Annotated in this window: 27 protein-coding genes and 1 pseudogene; all 28 read left to right on the top strand. The window is 35.8% G+C overall.

All coding sequences use genetic code 11. The annotated features are described in order from the left end of the window. Nucleotides 1–5 precede the first annotated feature (5 nt). Nucleotides 6–1,013, top strand: a complete 1,008-nt coding sequence (locus tag LS65_RS05955) for a DNA-directed RNA polymerase subunit alpha (RefSeq protein WP_034361522.1) — start codon at nucleotides 6–8, stop codon at nucleotides 1,011–1,013. Between the two features lie 12 nt (nucleotides 1,014–1,025). Further along, nucleotides 1,026–1,376: a 50S ribosomal protein L17 gene (rplQ, locus tag LS65_RS05950; RefSeq protein ID WP_034361525.1), complete on the top strand. Its 351-nt coding sequence runs from the start codon at nucleotides 1,026–1,028 to the stop codon at nucleotides 1,374–1,376. 44 nt (nucleotides 1,377–1,420) lie between these two features. Further along, a pseudogene (locus LS65_RS10180) lies at nucleotides 1,421–1,537 on the top strand (molybdopterin adenylyltransferase); the annotation flags it as partial. Between the two features lie 227 nt (nucleotides 1,538–1,764). Continuing rightward, entirely contained in the window at nucleotides 1,765–3,036 is a 1,272-nt protein-coding gene (locus LS65_RS05940; RefSeq protein WP_052061002.1) for a hypothetical protein, read from the top strand. A 12-nt stretch (nucleotides 3,037–3,048) separates the two neighbouring features. Beyond that, entirely contained in the window at nucleotides 3,049–3,192 is a 144-nt protein-coding gene (locus LS65_RS09795; protein WP_161976259.1) for a hypothetical protein, read from the top strand. After that, the gene (locus LS65_RS09790; protein ID WP_161976258.1) at nucleotides 3,179–3,322 is read left to right on the top strand and encodes a hypothetical protein; all 144 of its coding nucleotides are present in this window, start codon (nucleotides 3,179–3,181) and stop codon (nucleotides 3,320–3,322) included. The genes LS65_RS09795 and LS65_RS09790 overlap by 14 nt, the downstream gene beginning before the upstream one ends. 14 nt (nucleotides 3,323–3,336) lie before the next feature. Continuing rightward, complete coding sequence (locus LS65_RS05935; RefSeq protein WP_034360886.1) at nucleotides 3,337–5,196, top strand: bifunctional chorismate-binding protein/class IV aminotransferase; 1,860 nt, start codon at nucleotides 3,337–3,339, stop codon at nucleotides 5,194–5,196. Further along, nucleotides 5,193–5,783 (top strand): anthranilate synthase component II, encoded by a 591-nt coding sequence (locus tag LS65_RS05930; protein ID WP_034360888.1) that lies wholly within the window; start codon nucleotides 5,193–5,195, stop codon nucleotides 5,781–5,783. Before LS65_RS05935 ends, LS65_RS05930 begins: the two co-directional genes overlap by 4 nt. Nucleotides 5,784–5,879: 96 nt before the next feature. Continuing rightward, nucleotides 5,880–6,518, top strand: coding sequence for a hypothetical protein (locus LS65_RS05925; protein ID WP_052061003.1), 639 nt, complete (start codon nucleotides 5,880–5,882; stop codon nucleotides 6,516–6,518). Between the two features lie 12 nt (nucleotides 6,519–6,530). Beyond that, the gene (locus tag LS65_RS10175; protein WP_236096661.1) at nucleotides 6,531–6,719 is read left to right on the top strand and encodes a hypothetical protein; all 189 of its coding nucleotides are present in this window, start codon (nucleotides 6,531–6,533) and stop codon (nucleotides 6,717–6,719) included. Then, entirely contained in the window at nucleotides 6,719–7,120 is a 402-nt protein-coding gene (locus LS65_RS05920) for a hypothetical protein (RefSeq protein ID WP_236096660.1), read from the top strand. The genes LS65_RS10175 and LS65_RS05920 overlap by 1 nt, the downstream gene beginning before the upstream one ends. After that, on the top strand, nucleotides 7,107–7,544 hold the full coding sequence (locus LS65_RS05915; RefSeq protein ID WP_034363210.1) for a hypothetical protein: 438 nt from the start codon (nucleotides 7,107–7,109) through the stop codon (nucleotides 7,542–7,544). Before LS65_RS05920 ends, LS65_RS05915 begins: the two co-directional genes overlap by 14 nt. Then, nucleotides 7,537–7,704, top strand: a complete 168-nt coding sequence (locus LS65_RS09785) for a hypothetical protein (protein WP_161976257.1) — start codon at nucleotides 7,537–7,539, stop codon at nucleotides 7,702–7,704. The genes LS65_RS05915 and LS65_RS09785 overlap by 8 nt, the downstream gene beginning before the upstream one ends. Further along, nucleotides 7,704–8,483 carry a hypothetical protein gene (locus LS65_RS05910; RefSeq protein ID WP_034363208.1) on the top strand — a complete coding sequence of 260 codons (780 nt, stop codon included), beginning with the start codon at nucleotides 7,704–7,706 and terminating at the stop codon, nucleotides 8,481–8,483. The genes LS65_RS09785 and LS65_RS05910 overlap by 1 nt, the downstream gene beginning before the upstream one ends. After that, entirely contained in the window at nucleotides 8,480–8,611 is a 132-nt protein-coding gene (locus tag LS65_RS10370; protein ID WP_268903704.1) for a hypothetical protein, read from the top strand. The genes LS65_RS05910 and LS65_RS10370 overlap by 4 nt, the downstream gene beginning before the upstream one ends. Nucleotides 8,612–8,765: 154 nt before the next feature. After that, the gene (locus LS65_RS10170) at nucleotides 8,766–9,482 is read left to right on the top strand and encodes a hypothetical protein (RefSeq protein ID WP_236096659.1); all 717 of its coding nucleotides are present in this window, start codon (nucleotides 8,766–8,768) and stop codon (nucleotides 9,480–9,482) included. A gap of 95 nt (nucleotides 9,483–9,577) precedes the next feature. After that, on the top strand, nucleotides 9,578–10,168 hold the full coding sequence (locus LS65_RS05900; RefSeq protein WP_034363202.1) for a hypothetical protein: 591 nt from the start codon (nucleotides 9,578–9,580) through the stop codon (nucleotides 10,166–10,168). Between the two features lie 4 nt (nucleotides 10,169–10,172). Then, nucleotides 10,173–10,325: a hypothetical protein gene (locus tag LS65_RS09935; protein WP_162549574.1), complete on the top strand. Its 153-nt coding sequence runs from the start codon at nucleotides 10,173–10,175 to the stop codon at nucleotides 10,323–10,325. A 194-nt stretch (nucleotides 10,326–10,519) separates the two neighbouring features. After that, nucleotides 10,520–12,052, top strand: a complete 1,533-nt coding sequence (locus LS65_RS05895) for a 4Fe-4S dicluster domain-containing protein (protein ID WP_034360890.1) — start codon at nucleotides 10,520–10,522, stop codon at nucleotides 12,050–12,052. Further along, complete coding sequence (locus tag LS65_RS05890; RefSeq protein WP_034360892.1) at nucleotides 12,049–12,720, top strand: TorD/DmsD family molecular chaperone; 672 nt, start codon at nucleotides 12,049–12,051, stop codon at nucleotides 12,718–12,720. Before LS65_RS05895 ends, LS65_RS05890 begins: the two co-directional genes overlap by 4 nt. Before the next feature lie 77 nt (nucleotides 12,721–12,797). Next, nucleotides 12,798–13,013 carry a twin-arginine translocation signal domain-containing protein gene (locus tag LS65_RS05885; RefSeq protein ID WP_034360894.1) on the top strand — a complete coding sequence of 72 codons (216 nt, stop codon included), beginning with the start codon at nucleotides 12,798–12,800 and terminating at the stop codon, nucleotides 13,011–13,013. Nucleotides 13,014–13,033: 20 nt separating this feature from the next. Then, nucleotides 13,034–15,868, top strand: coding sequence for a molybdopterin-dependent oxidoreductase (locus LS65_RS05880; RefSeq protein ID WP_138129791.1), 2,835 nt, complete (start codon nucleotides 13,034–13,036; stop codon nucleotides 15,866–15,868). An 11-nt stretch (nucleotides 15,869–15,879) separates the two neighbouring features. Beyond that, entirely contained in the window at nucleotides 15,880–16,509 is a 630-nt protein-coding gene (gene fdh3B / locus LS65_RS05875) for a formate dehydrogenase FDH3 subunit beta (RefSeq protein ID WP_034360900.1), read from the top strand. Between the two features lie 9 nt (nucleotides 16,510–16,518). Beyond that, nucleotides 16,519–17,496 carry a formate dehydrogenase subunit gamma gene (locus tag LS65_RS05870; protein WP_034360902.1) on the top strand — a complete coding sequence of 326 codons (978 nt, stop codon included), beginning with the start codon at nucleotides 16,519–16,521 and terminating at the stop codon, nucleotides 17,494–17,496. An 8-nt stretch (nucleotides 17,497–17,504) separates the two neighbouring features. Then, on the top strand, nucleotides 17,505–18,284 hold the full coding sequence (gene fdhD, locus LS65_RS05865; protein ID WP_094777054.1) for a formate dehydrogenase accessory sulfurtransferase FdhD: 780 nt from the start codon (nucleotides 17,505–17,507) through the stop codon (nucleotides 18,282–18,284). A gap of 95 nt (nucleotides 18,285–18,379) precedes the next feature. After that, a complete protein-coding gene (locus LS65_RS05860) occupies nucleotides 18,380–19,738 on the top strand; it encodes a TolC family protein (protein WP_034360904.1) in 1,359 nt (452 codons plus the stop codon). A 19-nt stretch (nucleotides 19,739–19,757) separates the two neighbouring features. Next, entirely contained in the window at nucleotides 19,758–20,459 is a 702-nt protein-coding gene (locus tag LS65_RS05855; protein ID WP_034360906.1) for an efflux RND transporter periplasmic adaptor subunit, read from the top strand. Beyond that, on the top strand, nucleotides 20,459–23,533 hold the full coding sequence (locus tag LS65_RS05850; RefSeq protein ID WP_034360908.1) for an efflux RND transporter permease subunit: 3,075 nt from the start codon (nucleotides 20,459–20,461) through the stop codon (nucleotides 23,531–23,533). Before LS65_RS05855 ends, LS65_RS05850 begins: the two co-directional genes overlap by 1 nt. Nucleotides 23,534–23,542: the final 9 nt, after the last annotated feature.

Genomic DNA, 23,542 nt, shown 5'->3' with positions numbered 1-23,542 from the left:
ATAAAATGAATATGATTAAAACTGAACCTTATATCCCCACAGAAATAAAGGCTGACCCAGTTTCAGCCAATAGGACTAAAATTAGTATCTATCCTTTTGAATCTGGCTACGCTATTACCCTAGCTCATCCGATTCGTCGTTTGCTTCTTTCAAGCTCAGTAGGTTATGCGCCCACTGCTTTAAAGATTCAAGGTGTTTTGCACGAATTTGATTCTATTCGAGGGATTGTCGAAGATGTATCACATTTCATTAGTAACCTGAAAAATATTCGGTTTCTTATCAAAGATAAGACACTTGATAGTGTGCAACTGCAGTATGATTTTAAGGGACCGATGGTGCTTAATGCAAATGAGCTTGCTAATGATGTAGTAGAGATTGTGAATCCTGACGCTTACTTGGCTACAATTAATGAAAATGCGGATATTAGCTTTTCGCTGATTATCCAAAAGGGTATAGGATATGTGCCAAGTGAGCATATTCGTGGCAAAATTGCAGAGGATTATATCCCGCTTGATGCATATTTTACACCTGTGAAAAAAGCAGTATATGAAATTGAAAATGTGCTTGTTGAAGATAATCCAAATTATGAGAAAATCATTTTTGATATTGAAACAGATGGGCAGATTGACCCTCTTACTGCTTTTAAAGAAGCAGTAGCAATTATGCATAAGCAAATGAGTATTTTTGGTATAGATTTAAGTGCAACATCAAGTAGCACAAAAAATATTGCTGAAAATTCTGGAGAACTTAAAACATTGATGATTAAGATTGATACACTCAATCTTAGTGCGCGTTGCTTTAATTGCCTTGATAGGTCAGGCTTAAAATATGTAGGTGAGCTCGTAATTATGAGTGAAAATGAGCTCAAAAATATTAAAAATATGGGTAAAAAATCTTATGATGAAATTGCCGATAAGCTTTATGAGCTTGGATACCCTGTGGGTGGAGAAATCGCTGAAGATATTTTACAACTTCTTAATCGTAAGTTAGCAAAAATAAAAAATAACCAATAAAAGGGACGCAAAATGAGACATAGACATGGATATAGGAAATTAGGGCGCACTTCAGCACATCGCAAGGCGTTACTTAAGAATCTTGCTATTGCTCTTATTGAATATGGCAAGATTGAAACAGGTGTTTTTAAGGCAAAAGAATTACAAAGCTATATTGAAAAGCTTATTACAGCAGCGCGTAGCGGAGATTTAAATGCACATCGCTATGTTTTTGCTTATTTGCAAGATAAAGGAGCTACTAAAAAGCTCGTAGCAGAAATAGCTCCTAAATATGCCTCTCGCAATGGTGGATACACGAGAATCCAACGCACACGCTTACGAAAGGGCGATGCTTCACAAATGGCAATTATTGAGTTTGTGTAATAAAACAACTTGGAATACACTAAAGATAAAGCCATTCTCTAGGCATTAGAGAATGCTTAGAGGCAGTATTTCCTGCTGTGCCTTATTGCATTGATTTGATTGAAGGAGGCTATATCCACGCTAATACTGCTAATATCCATATTTTCCGCCCTAAAGCATAAATTATTTAAATAGTAAATGCAAATTTTAATTAAAAATGTTACTTCAATACTGAACAAAAAAACTTATTTCATAACCTAAACTTATTTTTTTTTTTGTTAGAATACAAATGTTTTATATCAAAATTTATGGAATCAATGATTAAAGATTCTAAGAATATCTTTAAGGAGAACAAAGGCAAAACACACAAGAAAAGATAGTAACTTATGAGGAAATCCAAGCAAATCCTATGCTGCGATGGTTTTTTGATGAGAGAGACCATAGCGAAAATGATGAGTATTACTCGCAGTGGATAGAATACATCAAAGCGATAGATTTAGATTCCACACTCTATATTTATACGAAAACAAAAGCTCATATCAATTTTGGCGAGAAATTTGATAGAAAAGCCTTTCAGCCCCTGACTATGCCACAATATCTTGCACTTCAATTTTCTTTATTTTCCCGTGAGTTTTTCACTCAAATCCTTGCATATATCAGCGACCAAAGACAGCTCAATGCTTTATTGTATTATTTGGCTGCGTATAGTCCTTGGATATCTCAAAAAGACTGCATTGAAAAACATTACTTAAGGGCTTTAGATCTGCTCAAACTCTTTATCAGCAAGGGTGCAAATATCAATGCTGTGTTTTATAGTAATCCTAATAACGCCAAAATGGGAACTTTTCAATCCTTGGCGGCAAAATTTCTATATTGGGGTTATTATGTAGAATTTTGCGAAACTTTATTAGAGCTTGGGGCAGATCCTAATATCACCAATGTTTGGGGAGAAAATTTTCTTGAAGAATCTTATGAGTATGCCAGCAATCTTACAATGGCAGCAATAGGTCGTGAGCTTAAGTCTATGGGTATTATAAGAACTTTATTAGAAAGAGGCAAGATGAAAATGATAGATGGCGAAATTCGTGTGGGAATAACCAAATTCGACTATTTTGATAAAGGAGCCACTACGGGTTTGCATATCGCAATAAATCTTATCTCGATAAGAAAATTTGATGGCGAAGAGCGTCTTGAAATAACACGAGCTTTTGCTCAGTGTGTTAAAGCTCTTATCGAACAAGGACATCATATCAATGCGATCGCTAGAATGGATAATGCTCTTGTTGGTTTTGAACTTGAAACGCCTTTGGATAGATTGATGTTAAATATTAATAAAAATGAAGAAGATATTAAAAATAAATCCAGCGTTATTTTAGGGCTAGCAAAATGGGAAAGACAAAGCAGACAAGAACACTTAGAATTTTCTTTATTTTTGCGTGAAGTTTTAGGTGAATTAGAGCAATATATGAGAAGTAAGGGAGCAAAAAGCGTGTTAGAAATCCTAGACACAGACCAAAAACGCAAAGCATACCAAGAGGGCTTTTTGACAAGAGAACAAGAAATAAAAGAATGTCAAAGGCGATTTAGAGCCTATGCAAGAGATTTTCATAAAGCCTATAAAGAAGCCCCACTTTCCTTAAGAGGAGCTTTAGAGCGCGTGGAAGTTAAAAAAATAAATTAAAGGAGAAAAACAATGCCAAACAATAAAGCAGATGACAAACTTTTAGAAGCGATTTATGAAAGTGATGTAGAACTTTTTAAAGCAGCTTTACAAGAGGGAGCAAATATAAGCGGTGTAGTGAGTGAGGAACAAGCAGAGGAGTTTGACTTCCTATGAGATTCTAAACACACTTAAGGCTTTGAATCCTGATGAAAGTAAAGCGGATTTTAAAGCAAAAGATAGATTAGAATCCATCTTAGAAACAAGAGATATGGAAGTTTTAGGTTTTAAATATTTAATGCTTTAAGATAGCATTATGCAATGATTTATGGTAACTTTTATTATAGCAATCCTTTAAGAAAGATCACCGCTTTTGATGTGCAAGGCGTTTTGAATGCGCTAGAGTGCATAGAATCTACTCTTAAATCAAAGCAAAAAGGCTATTTTGTCGGGTATATGACTTATGAAGCAGGCGTGGCTCTCCAAGCCTATCAAGCAAAAGCATATCATTATTTTTATGAGCGTATATGCGCTACAATGTCTTTATATAGGCAACCCTTGCTTTATTTTGTATTTTTTGCCAAAAGGCGTAAGCTTAAAAGTTTTTTTAACAAGACACATCACACTCAATTACCGCTATTTCTTTTGCAAGGGCTTGACTATGAGGACTACAAGAGTGGCTTTACACGCATAAAAACGCATATTTTAAAAGGTGAGAGTTATCAAATCAACTATACTCACGAGCTAAAGCTTTGTTCTCAAGCGCAGTCCAAGCAGCTTTTTAAGCAGATTCTTTCTCATCAAAACACCGCATACAAAGCCTACATTAAAAACGCATTTGGTGAGATTCTATGTTTTTCACCCGAGCTTTTCTTTGAAGTAAAAAATCGCACAATTACCACTCAACCAATGAAAGGCACAATAAAAAGAGCCAAAACACATAAGCTAGATTTTATACAAAAGCGCACATTGCAGCAAGATAGCAAAAATCGTAGCGAAAATATGATGATTGTAGATTTATTGCGCAATGATTTGAGCAAAATTATCAAGCCCCGTTCCTTGCGAGTAAAGAATCTATGCAAGATAAAGACTTATCCCACACTTCATCAAATGGTCTCTACCTTGACGGGCAGATTATCCAAACAGACTTCATTGCGTGAGATTTTGTGCGCTCTTTTCCCTTGTGGTTCTATCACAGGTGCGCCAAAGCTTAAAACAATGGAAATTATCCATAGTTTAGAATCTCGCCAAAGAGGTGTATATTGTGGCGCATTAGGTGTGATTTCTAATCAATATACTTCCTTTTGTGTGCCTATTCGCACACTTTTTAAAGGTGCAGATGAGGACTTTTATCGCTATGGTGTGGGAAGTGGGGTAGTGTGGGATTCTGTATGTGAGAGTGAGTTTGCCGAATTAAAGCTTAAAGCAAGTTTCTTGCAACCTACCCCTTTAGAATCTTTTGCACTCTTTGAAACAATGCTTTTTGAAAATGGACGCATTTTTTTACTCCAAGAGCATTTAGAGCGACTTTTGCACTCTGCACGTAAGTTTGGCTTTACTTGCACCAAATTGAGTGCATTTACTGCTTCTTTTGCACACTCGCATTTATCTTATCCAAAGATTGAGTTTCCACACATTGAAGCACTACACACGCGAGATTGTATCAAGCAAACACAGGCATTTTTTCAACTTTGCAAACAACAAATGCCAAAAGAGAAGGCAATATTGCGCTTAAGTCTTATGCCAAATGGCGCGTATGCTCTTGAGATAAAGCCTTTTGTGCCTTGTGCTTGCACTCGTGTTATATTGTCTAAACACACACTTAATTCACATAATATATTTTTATACCATAAATCTACGCAACGCAACCATTTTGCAGATTCTATAAAACTCATAGAATCTAGTGCGGTGTTTGATGTGCTGTATTTTAACCAAAAAGGTGAGTTATGCGAGGGTTCGCGAAGCAATATTGTGCTTGAGATAGAGGGGAGATTCTATACACCAAAGCGCAAAAGCGGATTGCTTAGTGGCACTTTGGCTCAAGCATTGCTCCAAAGTGGAGCGATAAAAGAAAAAACTTTAAAACGCAAACATCTTGCAAAAGCACAGAGAATCTACTGCATAAACTCTGTGCGCGGAGTGGTAGAAGTGCAGCTTGATTGTAAAGGGATTTGTAAATGAGTAAGAAATTGAAAAAAACGCCCAAAGTGCTCCTTATTGATAATTATGATTCATTTACATATAATGTGCTTTATTTGCTTAAAGAATGTGGCACAAAGTCGTTTGTTGTGCCAAATGATACATCTTTATTGGAGCTAAAACAGCTTTGCAAAAAGCATTCTATCACTCATCTTATCATCTCTCCCGGTCCAAGCCACCCTTTAGAATCTGGTGTGTGTTTGGAGGCGATTAGGCATTTTGCGCCGCATAAAAAGATTCTAGGAATCTGTTTGGGACATCAGTGTATCGCTCAAGCGTTTGGAGGAGAAGTGATTTCTCTTGCAAATCCTACTCACGGCAAGACAGCGCATTTTCATTTCACGCCAAACCCTTTATTTAAGGGAGTAAAGCAAGGTGTCAAAATAGCGTTATACCATTCACTTTATGTAAGTCAATTAGGACAATGTGAGGCATTAGGATATAGTGAAAATGGGGTGCTTATGGCTCTTAAAGCAAAGGGTTATCAAAGCTATGGGGTGCAATTTCACCCCGAATCTATTTTGCAAGAGCAGGGCAAACGCATAATGCAAAATTTTCTTGCATTATAGTTTTGGTGGGGAGATAAAGGCGGAGTAAGGAAAGATTCTAAGAGCATTTGACCCATTGCTTCTGCAAAGATTGTCATATAAAAATGGAGTAAGAATATGAATAAAAAGCAAGATATAAGATATGATGAATTTGGAGAGGAGATTCTGTATGAGATAAGGCATAATTTAAGTTGGTGGGATTCTTTGGTATTTGGAACAATGTTTTTGTTTGGAATTATAATAGTATATGCAGGTATTGAGGATTTTGTATTAGAGAGAATAGATATTGTGTTTTTTATAACATTAATGCTTTTTGGTATTCCCTTCGTATTTTTAAGTCTTTTTCAACTTCTTTACGCACACAAAAACAGAATCTACATTACCAATCAAGGCATAGGCTTTGAGAGAAGGAATTGGTTTAGAATGCAAAAGGGATTCTTTAAGTTTGGGGAAGTGGGATTTAGGCTTGTTTTGCTATCTACGGGATTATGTCCTGTGAGTCCTCCTAGTATGATTACAATATTTCCTTTAGGAAACATTAAAAGTAAATATGTGCCTTTTTGGCAATTAAAGTCATATTGTCATATTTTTTTAACATTTTGGAACGGTTATGTATCACCCAAACTCTACAACGAAATAACCGAACAATGTTATTTGCACGATTTTCTTATCAAAAAGACCAAAGAAGCTTTAGAATCTCAAGGTATAGATACAAATTCTTTGCCCTATGATTTAGAAAAACAATTTCATATGTAGTAAGGACAAAAAGTGAATCAAGATAATAATAATGAAAATGGCAAATTAGGCTTTACTTTTAAATTTGGGAATCAACAAGGAACAAATGTAGATTTTGGTATGATAGATTCTAACCCCAATGCTCCCTATAATCCAAATAATAATATTAAACTTTATGATTCTAAAGATACATATAATCGTATTCCTTTGCAGAAGTTATAATGTGTAATATTGATTGTCAAGAGTTTTTAAAAAATGCCACAACATTCAATACACAAGATAATACAGAATCTAAAACTAGCATAGAATCTCAAAGAGATATAGAATCTACAAACCAACCCTTTACTTACCAAGATTCTAATATCACAGCTAAAGAAATTATCAATAAGGATAATACTTCAACTTTAGTTATAGAATCTAAGACAAATTTGCTAGAATATCAAGGTAATACCACTGATTCGCTAATGACAGGAATAAGTGCAATGTTTGCTTCAATGGCAACATTAGCAGAGAAATATGGGGTAGATAAATCACTCAAAGAATCAACTAAAGGACTTGGAACTAAAGGCAGAATCTTAGCTAGTGTATTATTTCAAGCACGAGGATTCTATGAAACACTTTGACCCATTATTACTTAATGGTTTTGGCACTCAAAAAGAACGGATAACTCATCGCTATATATTTATTATTTTAAATTATGCTCCTCTTGTTTTAGGCATTTTAGGATTAACTCATAGCTTTAAATATCCATTTTCTCTCATTTTTTTGACACTTTTAAATATTGGTTTTGCACTATATTGTGCAATTTTATTATATGTAAATATACTTTTATATCAAAATGGACACACTCAAGTAAAAGCAGATGAAACAAAAGCTTTACTTATTTGCAGAAAACATATAAAATCTTATGACTATCTTATGCTTGTATTTTTGATTTTATTTTATCTTGTTGGGTTATTAATTAGCTTAAACTTGTCTCTTGTTATTTTTAGTCTGTGGCTTTGGTATTTATATTTTGCAAAACCATTAAAAAAAGAAAGTGATTGAAACTTATCAGATTTTAGGCAATATTGATAATGATATGCGAGGCAGATTGGAGAACAAAACACAGCTCAAAGAAGCACTTTATCAAAAACTTGGCTTTAATGTGGATAGCATCTCTTATGCAAGTCAATTTGGATTAAATAGAGCAATGAGGGAGGAATAATGAACGCTAACGCTCCTTATAACACATTTCTTTTTAATGGATTAGGCACAACGAGTTTGAATGCAAAATGTGCAAGAATATACAATCGTTCTTTTATTGTAGTGCAATTTTTGGCGGTTGTGATATGTTTTATAGCGGCAGAATCCACTCTTAATGCTTTTGGAATTGGTTTATTCTTTAAACTCTATTGTGTGGATTTTGCAAATTTTATATTTATGATAATATGTATATATCTTTTAGCCTATATGTTTATATTTTATAAAGCTGGACAAGAACCTATCATACAAGATAAGTTATTGTTTGTCTGTGAATGTGCATACCAACAAAAATGGTATCAGAGGATATTATTTCTCTATGGGGCAGTAGTTTCTTTTCTTTTTTGTGTATCTTTAATTCTTTTTGCCTACTTTTCACAAAATATAAGCATATTGGCTTTGCCACTTTATTATTTTATAATGAGTAAGCCATATTTATTAAGAAAAATCCTTGTGTATAAGGACAAACTTGTTTTGCAATACAGGTTTTATGGCAATATATGTATTGATATGCAAAACATTGGCATTGCTTCAGGTTTGGGAATAGGACATAATATTTTTGCAGGGCTTTTTTATGTTATAAAACATAAAGATTTCATATTATGTTATCATCTTGTTGGACTTAATCTAGTTGGATTAACTCATAAAAAACTCCTTATAGAAACAATCAACGAGCAGAGCGGATTTGATATGATACATCACACTAGAATGAGCCTTTTGGGTTTAAAAAGGAAAAGAGTATGAAAGAAAATGCAATAGAGTTTGATATTTCAATAACTTGTTTTATTGACAAACACACAGATGAAGCAGTTTGTTTGCAAGATACAGATATGGACAAACAGCACAAGGTAGAAGAAGCTACTCTGCCCTAGTATAGATACAGATACTATACTTGATAAAGAAAAATTAACAAATTACTTATTTCAAGCGTTAAATGCTATGGACATTATTATAACAAGTATAGCAACAAGAGGTATGGGAAACTCTGTTAAAATGTTGTTAAATATAAAAGATGGAACTAAAAGTATGGCTCTTAATATTAACAATGACGACTTAAATGCAACAGAAAATATTATATTGGGAGGAGTTGCAATCACAATAAGTGTTATTGTAGGAGTAATTGCTGGAGAAGGGATTTTAGCAGTATTTATATCTATATTAATAGGTGTTTTACTTAATACTATTCTTGCAAAGATTTATCTCTACCTTAAAGACAAATCCATAGAACTTTGGGAAAAGATAAAAACAGAATTTGATAGCACAACTGCTTCTATTGCATTGCTCATAGAAAAAAATGTTTCATCTTTGCAAGATTTCACTTCTCATATCATTAATAAAGTTTCTTCTTGGGTAGATGAATTTGATGTGAATAATTTAATTATACAAGGCAATCATTCAAGTGGAGAAAAAGAATATAATCCTGCTCACCCTTATGCCAATCCTCAAAGAAATTTATCCTCCAAAGACTACCAATCCCTTATAGAACTTCTCTTAAACAAAAACTCCAATGCCCTAGATATAGATACACTTCTCCATACTTTTCCTAATTATCTCTCTCACCCTACTCATTCCACTAAAGATTCCACAAACTCTTCTCTTGCTCTCTCTACTCCAAAAGATGCTCTCCCCATACACATCAAAGCCCAATGCTTTAATCATAAAAAAGAAGCTTTAAGTAATAGAGAGATTTATGTGTATTCTCCAAGCTTTTATTCTTTTGTAGATAGGGCTAAAAGTGATTAAAATGGCTTTATAGAATTTCATAATGCTTATGTCAGCTCTAAGATGACTAATTCAGATGTGTATTTTGTATTAAATAGGTATGGGAGGACAGGACAATGAACAATATACAACCTATCTTTGAGATAAAATCTAAAATGGGCATATTACACAAATTCATCAATATCATTGTGATACTTTTTAGTTTTGGTATATTATATAGTTTATATATGACGACTTCTCTAATGGAGTTGATTGAAGCTATCAAGAAAGAGTGGGCTACCATACTTATTTTTCCATTTACAATATTAATGATATGGGGATTTATTTTTTGTCTGAATGAGGTTATTTTCAACAATCAACGTAAAATAGTTCTCTATAATGATTATTTTATTGTGCAAACCTATCAGTTTTTCTTCAAAAAGACAATGTATCTCCATTATGGAGAATATGGATTGGTGGTAAGATTTAGACCTCCTCTTTTTTATGTGTTTATATTTTATGATATGAAAAAACAAAAATTGCCTTTTGGTTGGTTTGACGCAAAGATAAAAGGTAATTTTTATTATCCTTTATTTGACAAGAAAATAGCAGAAAATGTAGATAAATTCCTTGAAATCTTTAAACAAAAAACCAAAAAAACTTTAGAATCTCAAGGTATTAATCACTATAATTTAGATGAAAAAATTTTACTTACCCTTGGGAGATGACCTTATGAATCCCAACAATCCTAACCAACCCAACACAGCGGGAATCACCATAGGCTTACCCAACTCTAGCAATAAAGGCTTTGATGTTAAAGCGGGTATGATAGATTCTAACCCCAATGCTCCCTATAATCCCAATAATGTAACTTCAAATACATAGATATTTGAGGTTACAAATGGTTCAATGTTTTACACATTAATTCTATTTCTTTATTTAGAATGTTACAAAAGTCTATATATTTAAAATTATATAAATATTTGAGTTAAAAAATATTTATATAATTTTGGCGAAGTGGAGTATATTACATAAATTTTGTGAATCTTTTTATGATATTTTAACAAAGCAAGGCAAAGATGAAAAATATATTAAATCAGCTTTTAAATGATGAGGAATTAGGCATTTTACAAGAATGTGATGAACTCACGCTTGATTTTACATCTTTGAGTAAAGATGCTTTAAGCATAGTTGCACCACATTGTGTGGTGATAGGCTATGGAGAGCTAACTGATGAATTTTTAACCCTCTGTATTGATAAACAACATAGCTTTACGCTTGAAATAGCTCATCTTTTACCTCAAGATTTTGTGGGACTTAAGGGGCATTTGGGCGATTTTACCCTCTTTTTTAAAAATGCTAATGGTGATATTGAATCTATAAAAACCGCACAAGTCGTGTCCTTTGCACCATTGCAAAATTTACCTGCTTATAAAGGGGTGCATACGCCAGATACTTATGATAGCGCAGATTCTATGCTTGAGGGGTTGCTTGCCTTGTGTGGAGAGCAAAGTTATAGCCATACTATTGTATTTAATCCAAAATATTGTCAATATCAAGAAAGACGCCCTTTAGCCAATGGAGAGAGCGTGTGTCATTTCTGTGTTGATATATGTCCTACTATGGGCGTAAGCAGTGATGATTCTTTGAAAATATTACAGCTTTCGCCCATTGATTGTATTTCTTGTGGTAAATGTGTGAGCGTATGTCCTACGGGCAGTTTGCAACGCGAAGGTGATGGATTGGAGGCTTTTACTCACAAAGCACGACTTTATAAAGGACGCATACCGCTTATAGTGGCAAAAGCAGACTTTGAATCACCAAATTTTGCCAAAGACTTTCGCACCCTCAAAGAACATAATTCCTTATTTTTGCCTTTTGTGCTAGAAGTTCCTGATATGCTTAATGGCACTTACTTTCTTACACTTTTGCAAGAATCAAGTGCGCCCCTTGTGCTTTATCGCCCATTGGGTGAGCATATTTCTAGTGATATAGAATCTTTAAATACTATTTATGAGCGCATTTTTGCAAAAAAAGCAATCCATATTTTTGCAGATTCGCAAGATTTAGATATGCTACAACCGCTTGCACAAACACATTATGTTTATACGCCTACAAGCAATGAAAGCAGTAAAGATATTTTTTCTGAACGTCTGCGTTTTTGGGTAAAGCAAGAAGAATATGGCAAAGTAAAGATTGATAATTGCGCACTTTTAAGTATAGATTCCAAAAATTGCACCTTGTGTTTAAGCTGCGTGGAAGCGTGTAATACAAATGCTTTAATTAATAATTCAACATCATTTGAACTGCTCTATAAATCTTCACTTTGCACAGATTGTGGTTATTGTGTGGCAAGTTGTGCAGAAAATGTGCTAGGGCTTTTTTCGCACACTTTGAATCTTAATCAACAAAGTTTTGAATATACTTCTATCGCCTCTGATGAACCTTTTAGGTGTGTAGAATGTAATAAAATTTTTGCCACACGCAAAAGTATTGAGAAAATTAAACATATTCTATCTCCTGCTTTTTCTTATGATTCTTCTAAACTTAGAAGTTTAGAATGTTGCGCGGATTGTAAGGTGAAAGTAATGTTTAATGGAGTATCTGTATGACACAAAATACACAAGCAAATAACACTTTAGAATCTTTGGCAAGTGCTCGTGCATTATATTATGATTTTTTTGCGGGATTGTTTTTGTATGAGTTGCTTTGTGTGCGAGAAGATGTGATTTTAAAGCAGATTCTTATTTTGAAAGAAAATGTTTTAGAGGAAAGTGATAGTGCGCATTTTGAGGTGCTAGAAAATGAGATGAAGCAATATGGTTTAAAGCGCATTATTGATGAATACACACAAACTTTTATTTTGCCCTTTAGCACATCAAAAGAGGAGGGTGAATCACCAAAACGCAGGAAAAAAGGCGAGGTGTTTTATAATAATCCTCAAGTTATGCTTTACTTATCGCACTATACACAGGGTTGCCTTAATGGTGAGGCATTACTCAAGGCACGCAAACTCATTAAACAAAGCACTTTTAGGCTTAATACAAAATTTTGTAAAGAAAGTGAGGAGCATTTAGGATTTTTATTGTTGCTTATGCGTTATCTTGTCTCTTCTGAAAATAGTGATGATAGGGCATTAAGCAAGGAGATTTTAAAAGAACTTGTGATACCCTTAGGAGACTTTGTAACTGATGTGTTGCAAAAAAGGGAGGGACTTATGTATTATGCACATATTGCTTCACTTTTACGGAGTTTTTTAAATGTAGAGCGTGTGTTATAGGTAAATTGATTTTGGCTTTTTCTAGAATCGAGAAAGTCAAAATGGGTTTATCCCAAAGTCAAAAGTAAGGAGGCTATATGGCTAAAGTGCAAGAAAGCAATCAATCTCGGCGTAAGTTTTTGAAAACTGCTGGGGTAGGCGGTGCTGTGGTTGCAATAGGCTCTCTTAGTTTGGCAGGTTGTTCTGGAGAACGCACACAAAAAGAAGTCATTAAAGGTAAGAGCAAAAAGCAAGAGGTGTTGTATCGAGATGATACACAATATTGGCAAAGTTATTTTTCAGTTGCTAAATAACAATAAATAAGGAGTGAAAAATGAGTGAGGCAAACAATAGACGCAACGCTCGACGTTCATTTCTCAAGCTTTCTGCATTGGCTTCTGTGGCTGGTGTAACTAGTGCTTTGGGAAATGAAAAAGAAAGTGTTGTGAGAAAAGCAAGTGAGGCAGAGCTAAAAGAAAGATATCCAAAATCACAAAAGATTAAAACAATCTGCACCCATTGTTCTGTGGGTTGTGGCGTAATTGCTGAAGTGGTTGATGGTGTGTGGGTGCGACAAGAGGTAGCACAAGACCACCCTATCTCTCAAGGTGGGCATTGCTGCAAAGGGGCAGATTTAATTGATAGAGCAAGAAGTGAAACAAGATTGCGCTATCCTCTTGTGAAAGAGGGAGGCAAATGGGTGCGCCATAAATATGATGATGTGATGGATAAAATCGCTTCACAACTAAAGCAAATTAGAGAAGAAAGCGGACCTGATGCGGTAATGTTTTTAGGAAGTGCAAAATGTTCTAATGAGCAAAGCTATTATATCCGCAAATTTGCAGCATTTTTTGGGACAAACAATATAGACCATTGCGCTAGAGTTTGACACAGCCCAACAGTCGCCGGTGTGGCGAATACATTCGGGTATGGTGGTATGACAAATCATCTTGGCGATATGCAATTTTCTAAATATATTTTGGTAATTGGTGCGAATCCAGCAGTAAATCACCCTGTTTCTATGGTGCATATTTTACGCGCAAAAGAAAAGGGGGCAAAACTTGTATGTATTGACCCACGATTTACAAAAACTGCAGCAAAATGTGATGAATTTCATAGAATCCGCAGTGGGACAGACATTGCCTTTGCCTATGGGCTTTTGAATCATATCATTGCTAAAAAGCTCTATGATGAGCAGTTTCTCAAAGAAAGAGTAGATGGATATGAAAAAATTATGGAAGAAGCAAAAAAATTCCCACCAGAGGTGGCTGCCGATGTGTGTGGAATCCCAGCTGATGAAATTCGACATATTGCTGAAGAAATGGCGGCTGCAAAACCTGCAAGCCTGATATGGAATCAAGGGCTAACCCAACACACGGTTGGCACAAGCAATACAAGAATTATGCCAATATTGCAGATGTTTTTAGGAAATATAGGCAAAAATGGTGGAGGTGTAAATATCTTGCGTGGGCACGATAATGTGCAAGGGGCAAGTGATATGAATAACCTAGCTGATTCACTTCCAGGTTATTATGGACTTGGTGAGCCTGCTTGGAGACATTTCTGTAAGCATTGGGGTGTTGAATATGATTGGATGGTTTCAAGATTCAAAGATAAAGAGATGATGGGCAAGACCGGTTTTGCACATTCAACTTGGAAATTTGGTGTTTTAGATGAAGAAAATGCTGCAAACAATGGTGGCACAAAACTACGCGCACTTGTGGTGATTGGCTCGGGTATGACGACTGTTTCTTTGCTTGATTTGCAGAAAAAAGCAATGGATAAGCTTGATTTAGTCGTGTTTGTTGATCCTTATGTCAATGATTTGGCTATTTATAGCGATAGAAGTGATAATCTCTTTATGCTTCCAGCGGCTTCTCAAATGGAAACAAGTGGTTCTGTGGCAGCGACAAATCGTAGTTATCAATGGCGTTCTAAGGTAATGGAACCACTCTTTGAATGTCGTCCTGACGAGGAGTTTCTCTTTGGTTTGGCTGAACGATTAGGGTTCTTAAAAGAATTGCAATGGCGACTTTATGACATAGCAAAATCAAAAGGACGAGAGCAATTTATTTGGCCTGAAGATGCGACTACAGAGCTTACTCAAAGTATTCGTAGCATTGGTTTGCAGGGTATGAGTCCAGAAAGATTAAAAGCGCACCAAGAAAATTGGCATAAATTTGATAAGGTTACATTAGAGGGAACAGGAGAGTTTAAGGGTGATTATTATGGATTGCCTTGGCCTTGTTGGAGTGATAAGCACCCGGGAACTCCTGTAATGTATAATGATACTATTCCTGTTATGCGTGGAGGTATGGGATTCCGCGTGAATTGGGGTGTTACAAATCCAGATGGACAAAGTATGCTCACAAATAGAACATTGCCGAATGCAAAACATATTGGCGGACACGCACCCATTACAGCTGCAAATGCAGAATCTTTAGGCATTAAGCTCACAGATTCAGAAAAGGCGGCGATTGAGGGAAGCACCTTTGCGCTTGGAATTGGCAATAATATTTTAGTAGAAAAAGCACTAGAAGAGGGGCTTTGCCCTTATGGAAATGGCAAAGCAAGGGCAAATGTGTGGAATTGGTATGATAAGATTCCATTACATAGAGAACCATTGCATTCTGTGAGAGGAGATTTGGTGGATAAATATCCTAATTTTCCTGATAAGCCAAATCATTTCCGTGCAAATATTAAATATCGCTCGCGTCAAAAAGAATTAGGGGATTCTAAAAATTGGGTTGATGAATTTCCTATCAATATGCTCACAGGGCGACTTGTGGCACATATGGGGACAGGTGCAGAGACAAGAAGTGCAAAATATCTTGCCGAAGTTGAGGGTGAGATGTTTATGGAGATTCACCCTGATAAAGCGGCAGAGCTTAATATTAAAAATGGTGATATGGTATGGGTATATGGCACAATGGATACGAGAATCTTAGTCCCAGCGAAGATTTCTTTGCGCGTGGATTACAATAGTATTTGGCTACCACAAAATTTCTCGGGAATGGATCAAGGTGTATCAAGACTTGATAAATATCCAGAAGGCACAAAGCCCTATGCGATTGGTGAATCTGCGTGTATGATTGCAAGTTATGGCTTTGATTACAACTCTGCTTGTCCAGAAACTAAATGTGGCTTGTGCCGCATTGAGAAAGCGTAGGGAGGTGAAAAATGAGTAATGCAATTCCTACTAATCTTGAAAATTTTTCAAGAATCAAGTTTTATTGCGATACAAATCGCTGCATTGAATGCCACGGCTGCGATGTAGCTTGTAAAGAAGCACATCATTTGCCTGTTGGCGTGAATCGCAGACGCGTTGTTGTTTTGAATGAAGGTGTTGTTGGTAAAGAGAGTGCAGTTTCTATTGCTTGTATGCACTGCTCTGATGCACCTTGTGCGCAAGTATGTCCTGTGGATTGCTTCTATATCCGTGCTGATGGAATCGTGCTTCACGATAAAAAAACTTGCATAGGTTGTGGTTATTGTTTGTATGCTTGTCCTTTTGGTGCGCCACAATTCCCTAAATCTAATGTATTTGGCTCACGTGGTGCAATGGATAAATGCACATTCTGTGCGGGTGGTCCTGAAGAAACAAATAGTGAAGAAGAGTATCATCTCTATGGGCAAAATAGAATCGCAGAAGGTAAAGTGCCAATGTGTGCGAGTATGTGTTCTACAAAAGCACTCTTAGCAGGGAGCAGCGAGGAAGTTTCAAATATCATTACACATCGTGCGCAAACAAGGGGTGAAAATATCCCCCACGCTGTGCCTAATGTGTGGAAAACGGCATATAATGACTAGGAGGATTCTATGAAAGCGATATGTTTTAGAATCTTCGCCCTTTTGTCCTTTTGCTCCGCCCTTGCCTTTGGTGCAAATCCAAGCGTGCCACAAGAAGGGGGTAAGCAATATGCTGAAGTCATTAGTGGTAATAATGCGCTCATTACACCAAGTGATAGAGCAAATCCACTCCTCTATGGTGGTCCAGAGGTAGCTGCAATCAAGGGGTGGGGTTTAGATTCTCCCCATTCTTTTGGTTTTGGTGAGCTTTTTACTATTTTGCAAGGGAAGTATTTTGCTCTTATTTTCTTATTGATTGTTATTTTTGTGCCTATGGCATTTTATGGGCATTATAAGCTTGTAGGTAAGCGACACTATGCACATAATAGTTTTTTGATTGTCTTTACCAAATACAATATTATTGTGCATTGGTGTGCAGCTGTGCCTTTTGTAATGCTCTGCCTAAGTGGGCTTATGATGGTTTTTGGCGATAAACTAGGTGGTGGCACACTTATACGATTTGCGCGTGATGTGCATGGTTTCGCTACACTCTTTTTTGCAGTATTTGGCACATTGATGTTTTTAATGTGGGTCAAAGATTGTCTTTTTAGAACTTGTGATATTAAGTGGATGATGATGCTTGGCGGTTATCTTGATAAGGTTAATCGCGAGATTCCGGCTCATAAATTTAATGCAGGTCAAAAGATGTGGTTTTGGGTAGCGACACTTGGTGGCGGCATAATGGTTATTACAGGTGGCATTATGTTTTTCCAAGCAGCAGGCATTGATACTTTACGTCTTATGGCTCTTGTGCATAATTTTGTAGGCTTTTTGGTCATTGCACTTTTGATTACTCATATTTATATGGCAGTTTTTGCTATTGAAGGTGCAATAGAATCTATCCTTAATGGTAAAATGGGTGAAGAAGAGCTTTCTATGCTCCATAGTCTTTATTATAAGGATTTAAAGGCTCAAGGTAAATTAGATTCTATGCGCGTTAAACATTAGGAGCAGATTTGAGCAATTTTGTGCATCAAATGCGTATGACGAGACTCTCTCGCAGTGGTTCGTCTCAGGTGTGTGAGGACAATATTGTCGAGGAGCAACGCATTGCATTTTATCTTAATGACACAAAACTCCTCTCTGTAATGAGTTTGCCCTATCATCAAGATGCCCATTTAGTGGGCTTTTTGATGAATGAGGGTGTATTAGAAAGTATAAATAACATTCTCTCTCTTGAAGTTGCACAAGATGGTTTAAGTGTGCATATGCAAGCTCGTATTAACGAGGAAAAATTAAATCATCTCCACAAAGAAAAGACTTTGACAACAGGTTGTTGTGTAGGGGTGAGCGCAAACTTTGATGGAGAAATTACTCGAAAATTTATTGCTTCAAATATGCGTATTACTCTACAAAAAATTTTTCAACTCCTTGATGAATTTAATCAACCAAGTGTGCTTTTTACACAAACAGGTTGTGTGCATAAAGCAATGCTTGTATGTGAGAAGACACTTATATGTGAAGATGTTGGGCGACATAATGCTATTGATAAAGTTATTGGTAGAGCAAGGCTTTCTTCGCTTGATATGCGTGAATCTGTGCTTATTGTAAGTGGGCGTTTATCAATGGAAATGGTTATTAAAGCAGCAATGAGCGATATTCCTATAGTTATTTCACGTTCTGCTACAACATATTTAGGTATAGAAGCTGCACAATTATTAGGCATTACGCTTATTGGTTTTGCTCGTGGCGATACACTTAATATTTATACTCATTCTTCACGCGTTGTAAATTAATATAAAATAGTTGCATATGCAACATATATTTACAAAGTTGAGTTAAAATACCGCCCTAAAAATATTATTTTATAATCCATAAAGGAGTATAGCTTATGAAAAGGATTGTCCTTCTACTAGGATTTTTCTCTCTTTTAAATGCCCAAGAATACACTATGCAAAATCAGTATTACAATATTGAGATGCAAAATGAAACACAGGATAAAGAATCTACAAATCAATCTGTTGGTAGAGTTTTTACTCTTGTGGAACTTCTTGATGGCGCAAAGAAAAATTATAATCTTGAAGCTAAAGATTTAGCTATTTTGCAAGCTAAGGCGACAAGTAGAGCTGCTTATGGTGAGTTTTTACCCACACTTGATGGAGCTTATCAATATCAAGATACTGATAATCCAAGTATGCGTCTTAAAACATATACAGGAAGTATAAAAGGAAATTGGGAAATTTTTAGCGGATTCAAAACTTACAATAAAGTGCGTGAAAAAGGCTCACTTTATCGTGCAAGTATTGAGGATAGAGAGCATACTAAAGACCAACTCTTTTTAAATGTTATTGAGCAATATTATGGTTATTTTACAAATCGTGCTCAGCTTTTAAGTTTAGACCAAAAGCGCACTCAATTAGAATCTAATATTAGACGTGTGGAGCGACTTTTTAGTTCAGGGCTTACAACTATTGATGATGTAGAATCTCTGCGTGCGGAATTGCTTGCTACTCAACACGATATTGAAAATATCAATATGGAGATTGAAAGAAATAAGCTTATGCTTTCTCTTTTAGCAAATACAGAGGTGCAGGAGCTTGAACGAAAGGAAATTAAAGCACCAATTTTTAAACTTGATGAAAATCGCCACGATTTAAATATGCTCAATTTCCAAGCCCTAAGTGCAAAATATCAAGCAAGACAAATCAATTATTTGCCCATCGTAAGTATTAGTGATACTTATGTGGTGAATAGTGATATTAAAAAGGCTGGAGCAATTACCCTTAAAGATACTTCTATGGGTAGTTTAGACCAGATGCTTCCATTTTTGAGCCGTCAATTTCCACTCAATCAAAATCAAATTATGATTAATGCAACTATTCATCTTGACGCACTTACAACCTATCGACAATATGAATCTGCAAGGCTTGGTTATTTAAAATCTCTTAAAGAACTTGCTTATAAAAAAGAAGAGCAAAAAAAAGATGAAAGAATGTATCGCAAAAGTCTTGAAATTGCAGTAGCAAAGATTAAGGCTTCAGAGGCGGCATTGCGTTCAGCTACTATTGCATTTGAAAATGTGGCAAAAAAATACGATGCACAGATTCTAAACTTTGTGGATTATCTGCAATCTTTGACAAAGAAATTTGAGGCTGAATCAACCTATAATCAAGCACTCAATAATTATGAGATGCAAAAGGCGTATTATATTTATTATAGCGGACAAGATTTACAAGAGCATATCAAGTAGCAATAAATAAGGAGGAGCAATGAAAAAGGTTTTAGGTATAGTAGCGGGGATTTTTCTCGCTTCGTCAATGTGGGCAGAAGATGTATATGCTATTTTTAATGCCGAAGCAGTCAAAGATGCCAATTTGAATCTTGCTGCAAGTGGGATTGTATCAAGTATTCTTGTTGATGTAGATTCAGAAGTGAAGCAGGGTGATTTACTTCTCACACTTTTTAATCAAGATGTAGAATCTCAAATGCAATCCACAGAGCAGCAATATATTTTTGCTAAAAGACAATATGAGCGTTATAAACGTTCAGCTGGGGCGGTAGACAGAAATACACTTGATAGATATTTTTCAGAATTTAAAAAACTTGAGGCAGATTTTAATTACCAAAGGGCAATGTTAAGTAAAACGCAATTAAGAGCACCATTTGATGGCATAATAGCTTCTAAAGATATTGAGCTTGGTGATGGGGTTAGTGCTCATAGCACAAAGCTTTTTAGAATTATTAGCAAAGATGTAAAGCTTGTCTTAGAATTTGACTTTAAGTATATAAGTAAAGTAAAGGTTGGCGATACTTTTGAGTTTCGCATTGATGGGCGTAAAGAAAATTTTACCACAACGATTAATAAAATCTATCCTACCGCTAGCACAAGTAATCGTAAAGTAAAGGCTGAAGCACTCGTGCAAGGCATAATTCCGGGCACATTTGGTGATGGTTATATAAGGACAAAATAATGTATAAGTTTGCAATTACTCGTCCAATATCGACTTTGATGTTTGCCTTTGCAATCTTATTTTTTGGATTCTTAGGTGTTTTTAAAATGCCAACTTCACTTTTTCCTGATATTGATTTTCCTGTGGCAGTGGTTATTACGGCTTATCCGGGCGCAAGTGCAGAGATTGTAGAGACAAAAGTAACAGATAAAATTGAAGAAGCTATTATGGGGATTGATGGACTCAAAAAAGTAACCTCAAGTTCAGCACGCAATTCAAGTGTTGTGGTTGTGCAATTTGAGCTTGAAAAGCCTTTAAGTGATGCAGTCAATGATGTGCGTGATAAAGTGGGGACAGTGCAGCTTGATTCTGGAGTGAAAAGCCCAGCAGTTTATAAGTTTGATAGCTCTTCTGCCCCTATCATATCTTTATTTCTCACAAGTGATAAAGTGCCTTCATCTGAAATGATGAGACACGCTAAAGATAATGTAAAGCCATTGCTACAAAAAATTTCTGGTGTTGGTGGTGTTGAGTTACGCGGACACAGAGAGCGACAGATAAGAATCTTTGCTAGCCCATCATTATTAAATAAATATGGCATAACCTATGCGGATATTTCTAGCAAAGTAGGTTTAGAGAATCTAGAAATTGATGGTGGAAAACTCATTGGAACATTACAAGAATGGGCTATAACAACAGATGCTCAAAGCTCAAACATAAGTGATATAGGAAATATTCGTATTGCAGAGGGGATTAGGTTAGCAGATATTGCTACAATTGAAGATGGTATCGAGGAAGATAAGACTTTTGCATCATTTGATAAAACACCCGGAGTGATTTTTGAAGTGCAAAAAATCTCGGGTGCAAATGATATTGCTATTGCTGATGCAGTGATGAAAGTGCTTCCACAAATAGAAGCTATAAGTCCAGAGTATGAAATTAAAGTCTTTAAAGATACGACACAAAATGTGCGTTCAGCAATTTCTTCAGTTGAATTTGATGTGCTTCTTGGTGTATTCTTGGCAGTATCTGTGGTCTTTATCTTCTTACGAAGCGCGACTATTACTCTTGTGTCAGCTATTAGTATTCCTATTTCTATTTTTGGGACTTTTGCATTGATGAACTTTTTTGGTTTTTCATTAAATATGCTTACACTTCTTGCTGTCGCACTTGCTATTGGGATTATCATTGATGATGCGATTGTTGTTATTGAAAATATCCATAAAAAGCTTGAACACGGAATGCGTAAGCGTGAGGCAGCATATGAGGGTGTGCGTGAGATAGGTTTTGCACTTATTGCAATTTCTGCTATGCTTTTATCTGTGTTTATTCCTGTAGGAAGTATGAGCGGAATCGTGGGGAGATTCTTTCAAAGCTTTGGTATAACAGTGGCTGCGGCTATTGGAATCTCTTATATTGTTGTGATTACAATCATTCCAATGATTTCATCTATTGTGGTAAATCCCCAACATTCAAGGTTTTATTATCGCACAGAACCTTTTTTTAAGGCACTTGATGCGTATTATGTAAAGACTCTAGCCTTTGTGTTGCGTAATAGAATCAAGGTGATTATAGGCATTATAGGTGTGTTTTTTCTCTCCCTTACACTTTTGGCTAAGCTTGGTATGGAATTTATTATTCCCGATGATAAGAGTGAGTTTCAAGTATTTATGGAGACTGCACCTGGCACGAGTATGAATGCAATGAAAGAAAAAACAAATGAGTTGCAAAATATCGTAATGGCTCATCAAGATGTTGATTTTACGACTTTGCAAATTGGGTATGACGCGCAAAAAACAATCTTTAAAGCACAGATTTATGTGAAATTGAAGCCAAAAAAAGAGCGCGCAAATAAAGAATCGCAGTTTAAAATTATGGCTGATGTGGGTGAAAAACTAAAATCAAGTGTGGTTGGGAAGGAATTTGTAATTTCTACATCTGAAGTATCGGATTTTGGTGGGGGGGATAATTCGCCTTATCAAGTAGCAATTCTTGCACCTGATGGTCAAACCCTGAAGAAAACAAAGGATAATCTCATCAATCTTTTAAATAATGATCCAATACTAGCAGGTAAGGTTACTAATATTCATCTTAACACTTCAGAAGATTTGCCTGAATATCGTCTCAAAGTGCTTCGTGCTAATGCTGATAGATATGGAGTAAGTGCTCAAGATATTGGGAATGTAGTGCGGGGAGCGTTTTCTGGTGAGGCAATTATTGGATACTTTAAAGATAGAGGCAAGGAGTATGATATTACCATTCGTGTGCCTGATAATGACAGAATCTCACTCAATGACATTAAAAAATTACAAGTGAGAAATTCTAAAGGTGAATTGATGTTTGTAGAGGGGCTTGTAGAAATAGAGCATACCTCTGCCCCTTCAGTTATTTCTCGTTTTGATAGGCAAAGAAGCGTAACTGTGTATGCATATCCTCTTAAAGGGTCTGGTATTTCTTTGGGTGATATGATGAGCGTAACAGCCCAAAAGCAAAGCGAGTGGCTTGAACCGGGTGCCACTTTTAGGCTTCAAGGTGAGGCAGAAAACGCACAAGAAATGATGATAGCCTTTCTTGTAGCAGTTTTAACAGCGATTGTGTTGATTTATCTTATTCTTGCAGCCCTTTATGAATCTTTCTTACAACCTGTTGTTATTATGATGACTTTACCATTTAGTTTCTCTGGAGCATTTATTGCCCTTTTTGTCGTGCAACAACCTTTTAGTATGTTTTCGCTTATGGGACTTATGATTCTAATGGGATTAGTAGGTAAGAATGCTACCTTGCTTATTGATGTAGCAAATGAAAAGCGCAAAGAAGGATATAGCACTGATGAGGCTCTTATCTTAGCTGGAGAATCGCGTTTGCGTCCGATTCTTATGACAACAATTGCTATGGTTTTTGGTATGATACCGCTCGCAATTTCTTCTGGTTCTGGGGCTGGTATGAAATCGCCTATGGGGATTTGTATCATTGGTGGATTGCTTTTTTCAATGTTTTTAAGTCTTTTGATTGTTCCTGCTATTTATCGTTTTATTGCACCGATAGATGATTGGTTGCAAAAATTCTATAAACCTAAAGCGGAGGATAAATTTTAGAATAGTATA

The sequence above is a fragment of the Helicobacter japonicus genome (genome assembly GCF_000762845.2).
GTDB lineage: Bacteria > Campylobacterota > Campylobacteria > Campylobacterales > Helicobacteraceae > Helicobacter_C > Helicobacter_C japonicus.
The sequence above is the reverse complement of the archived record's forward strand: the minus strand, read 5'-3'. Positions and strand labels throughout refer to the sequence as shown.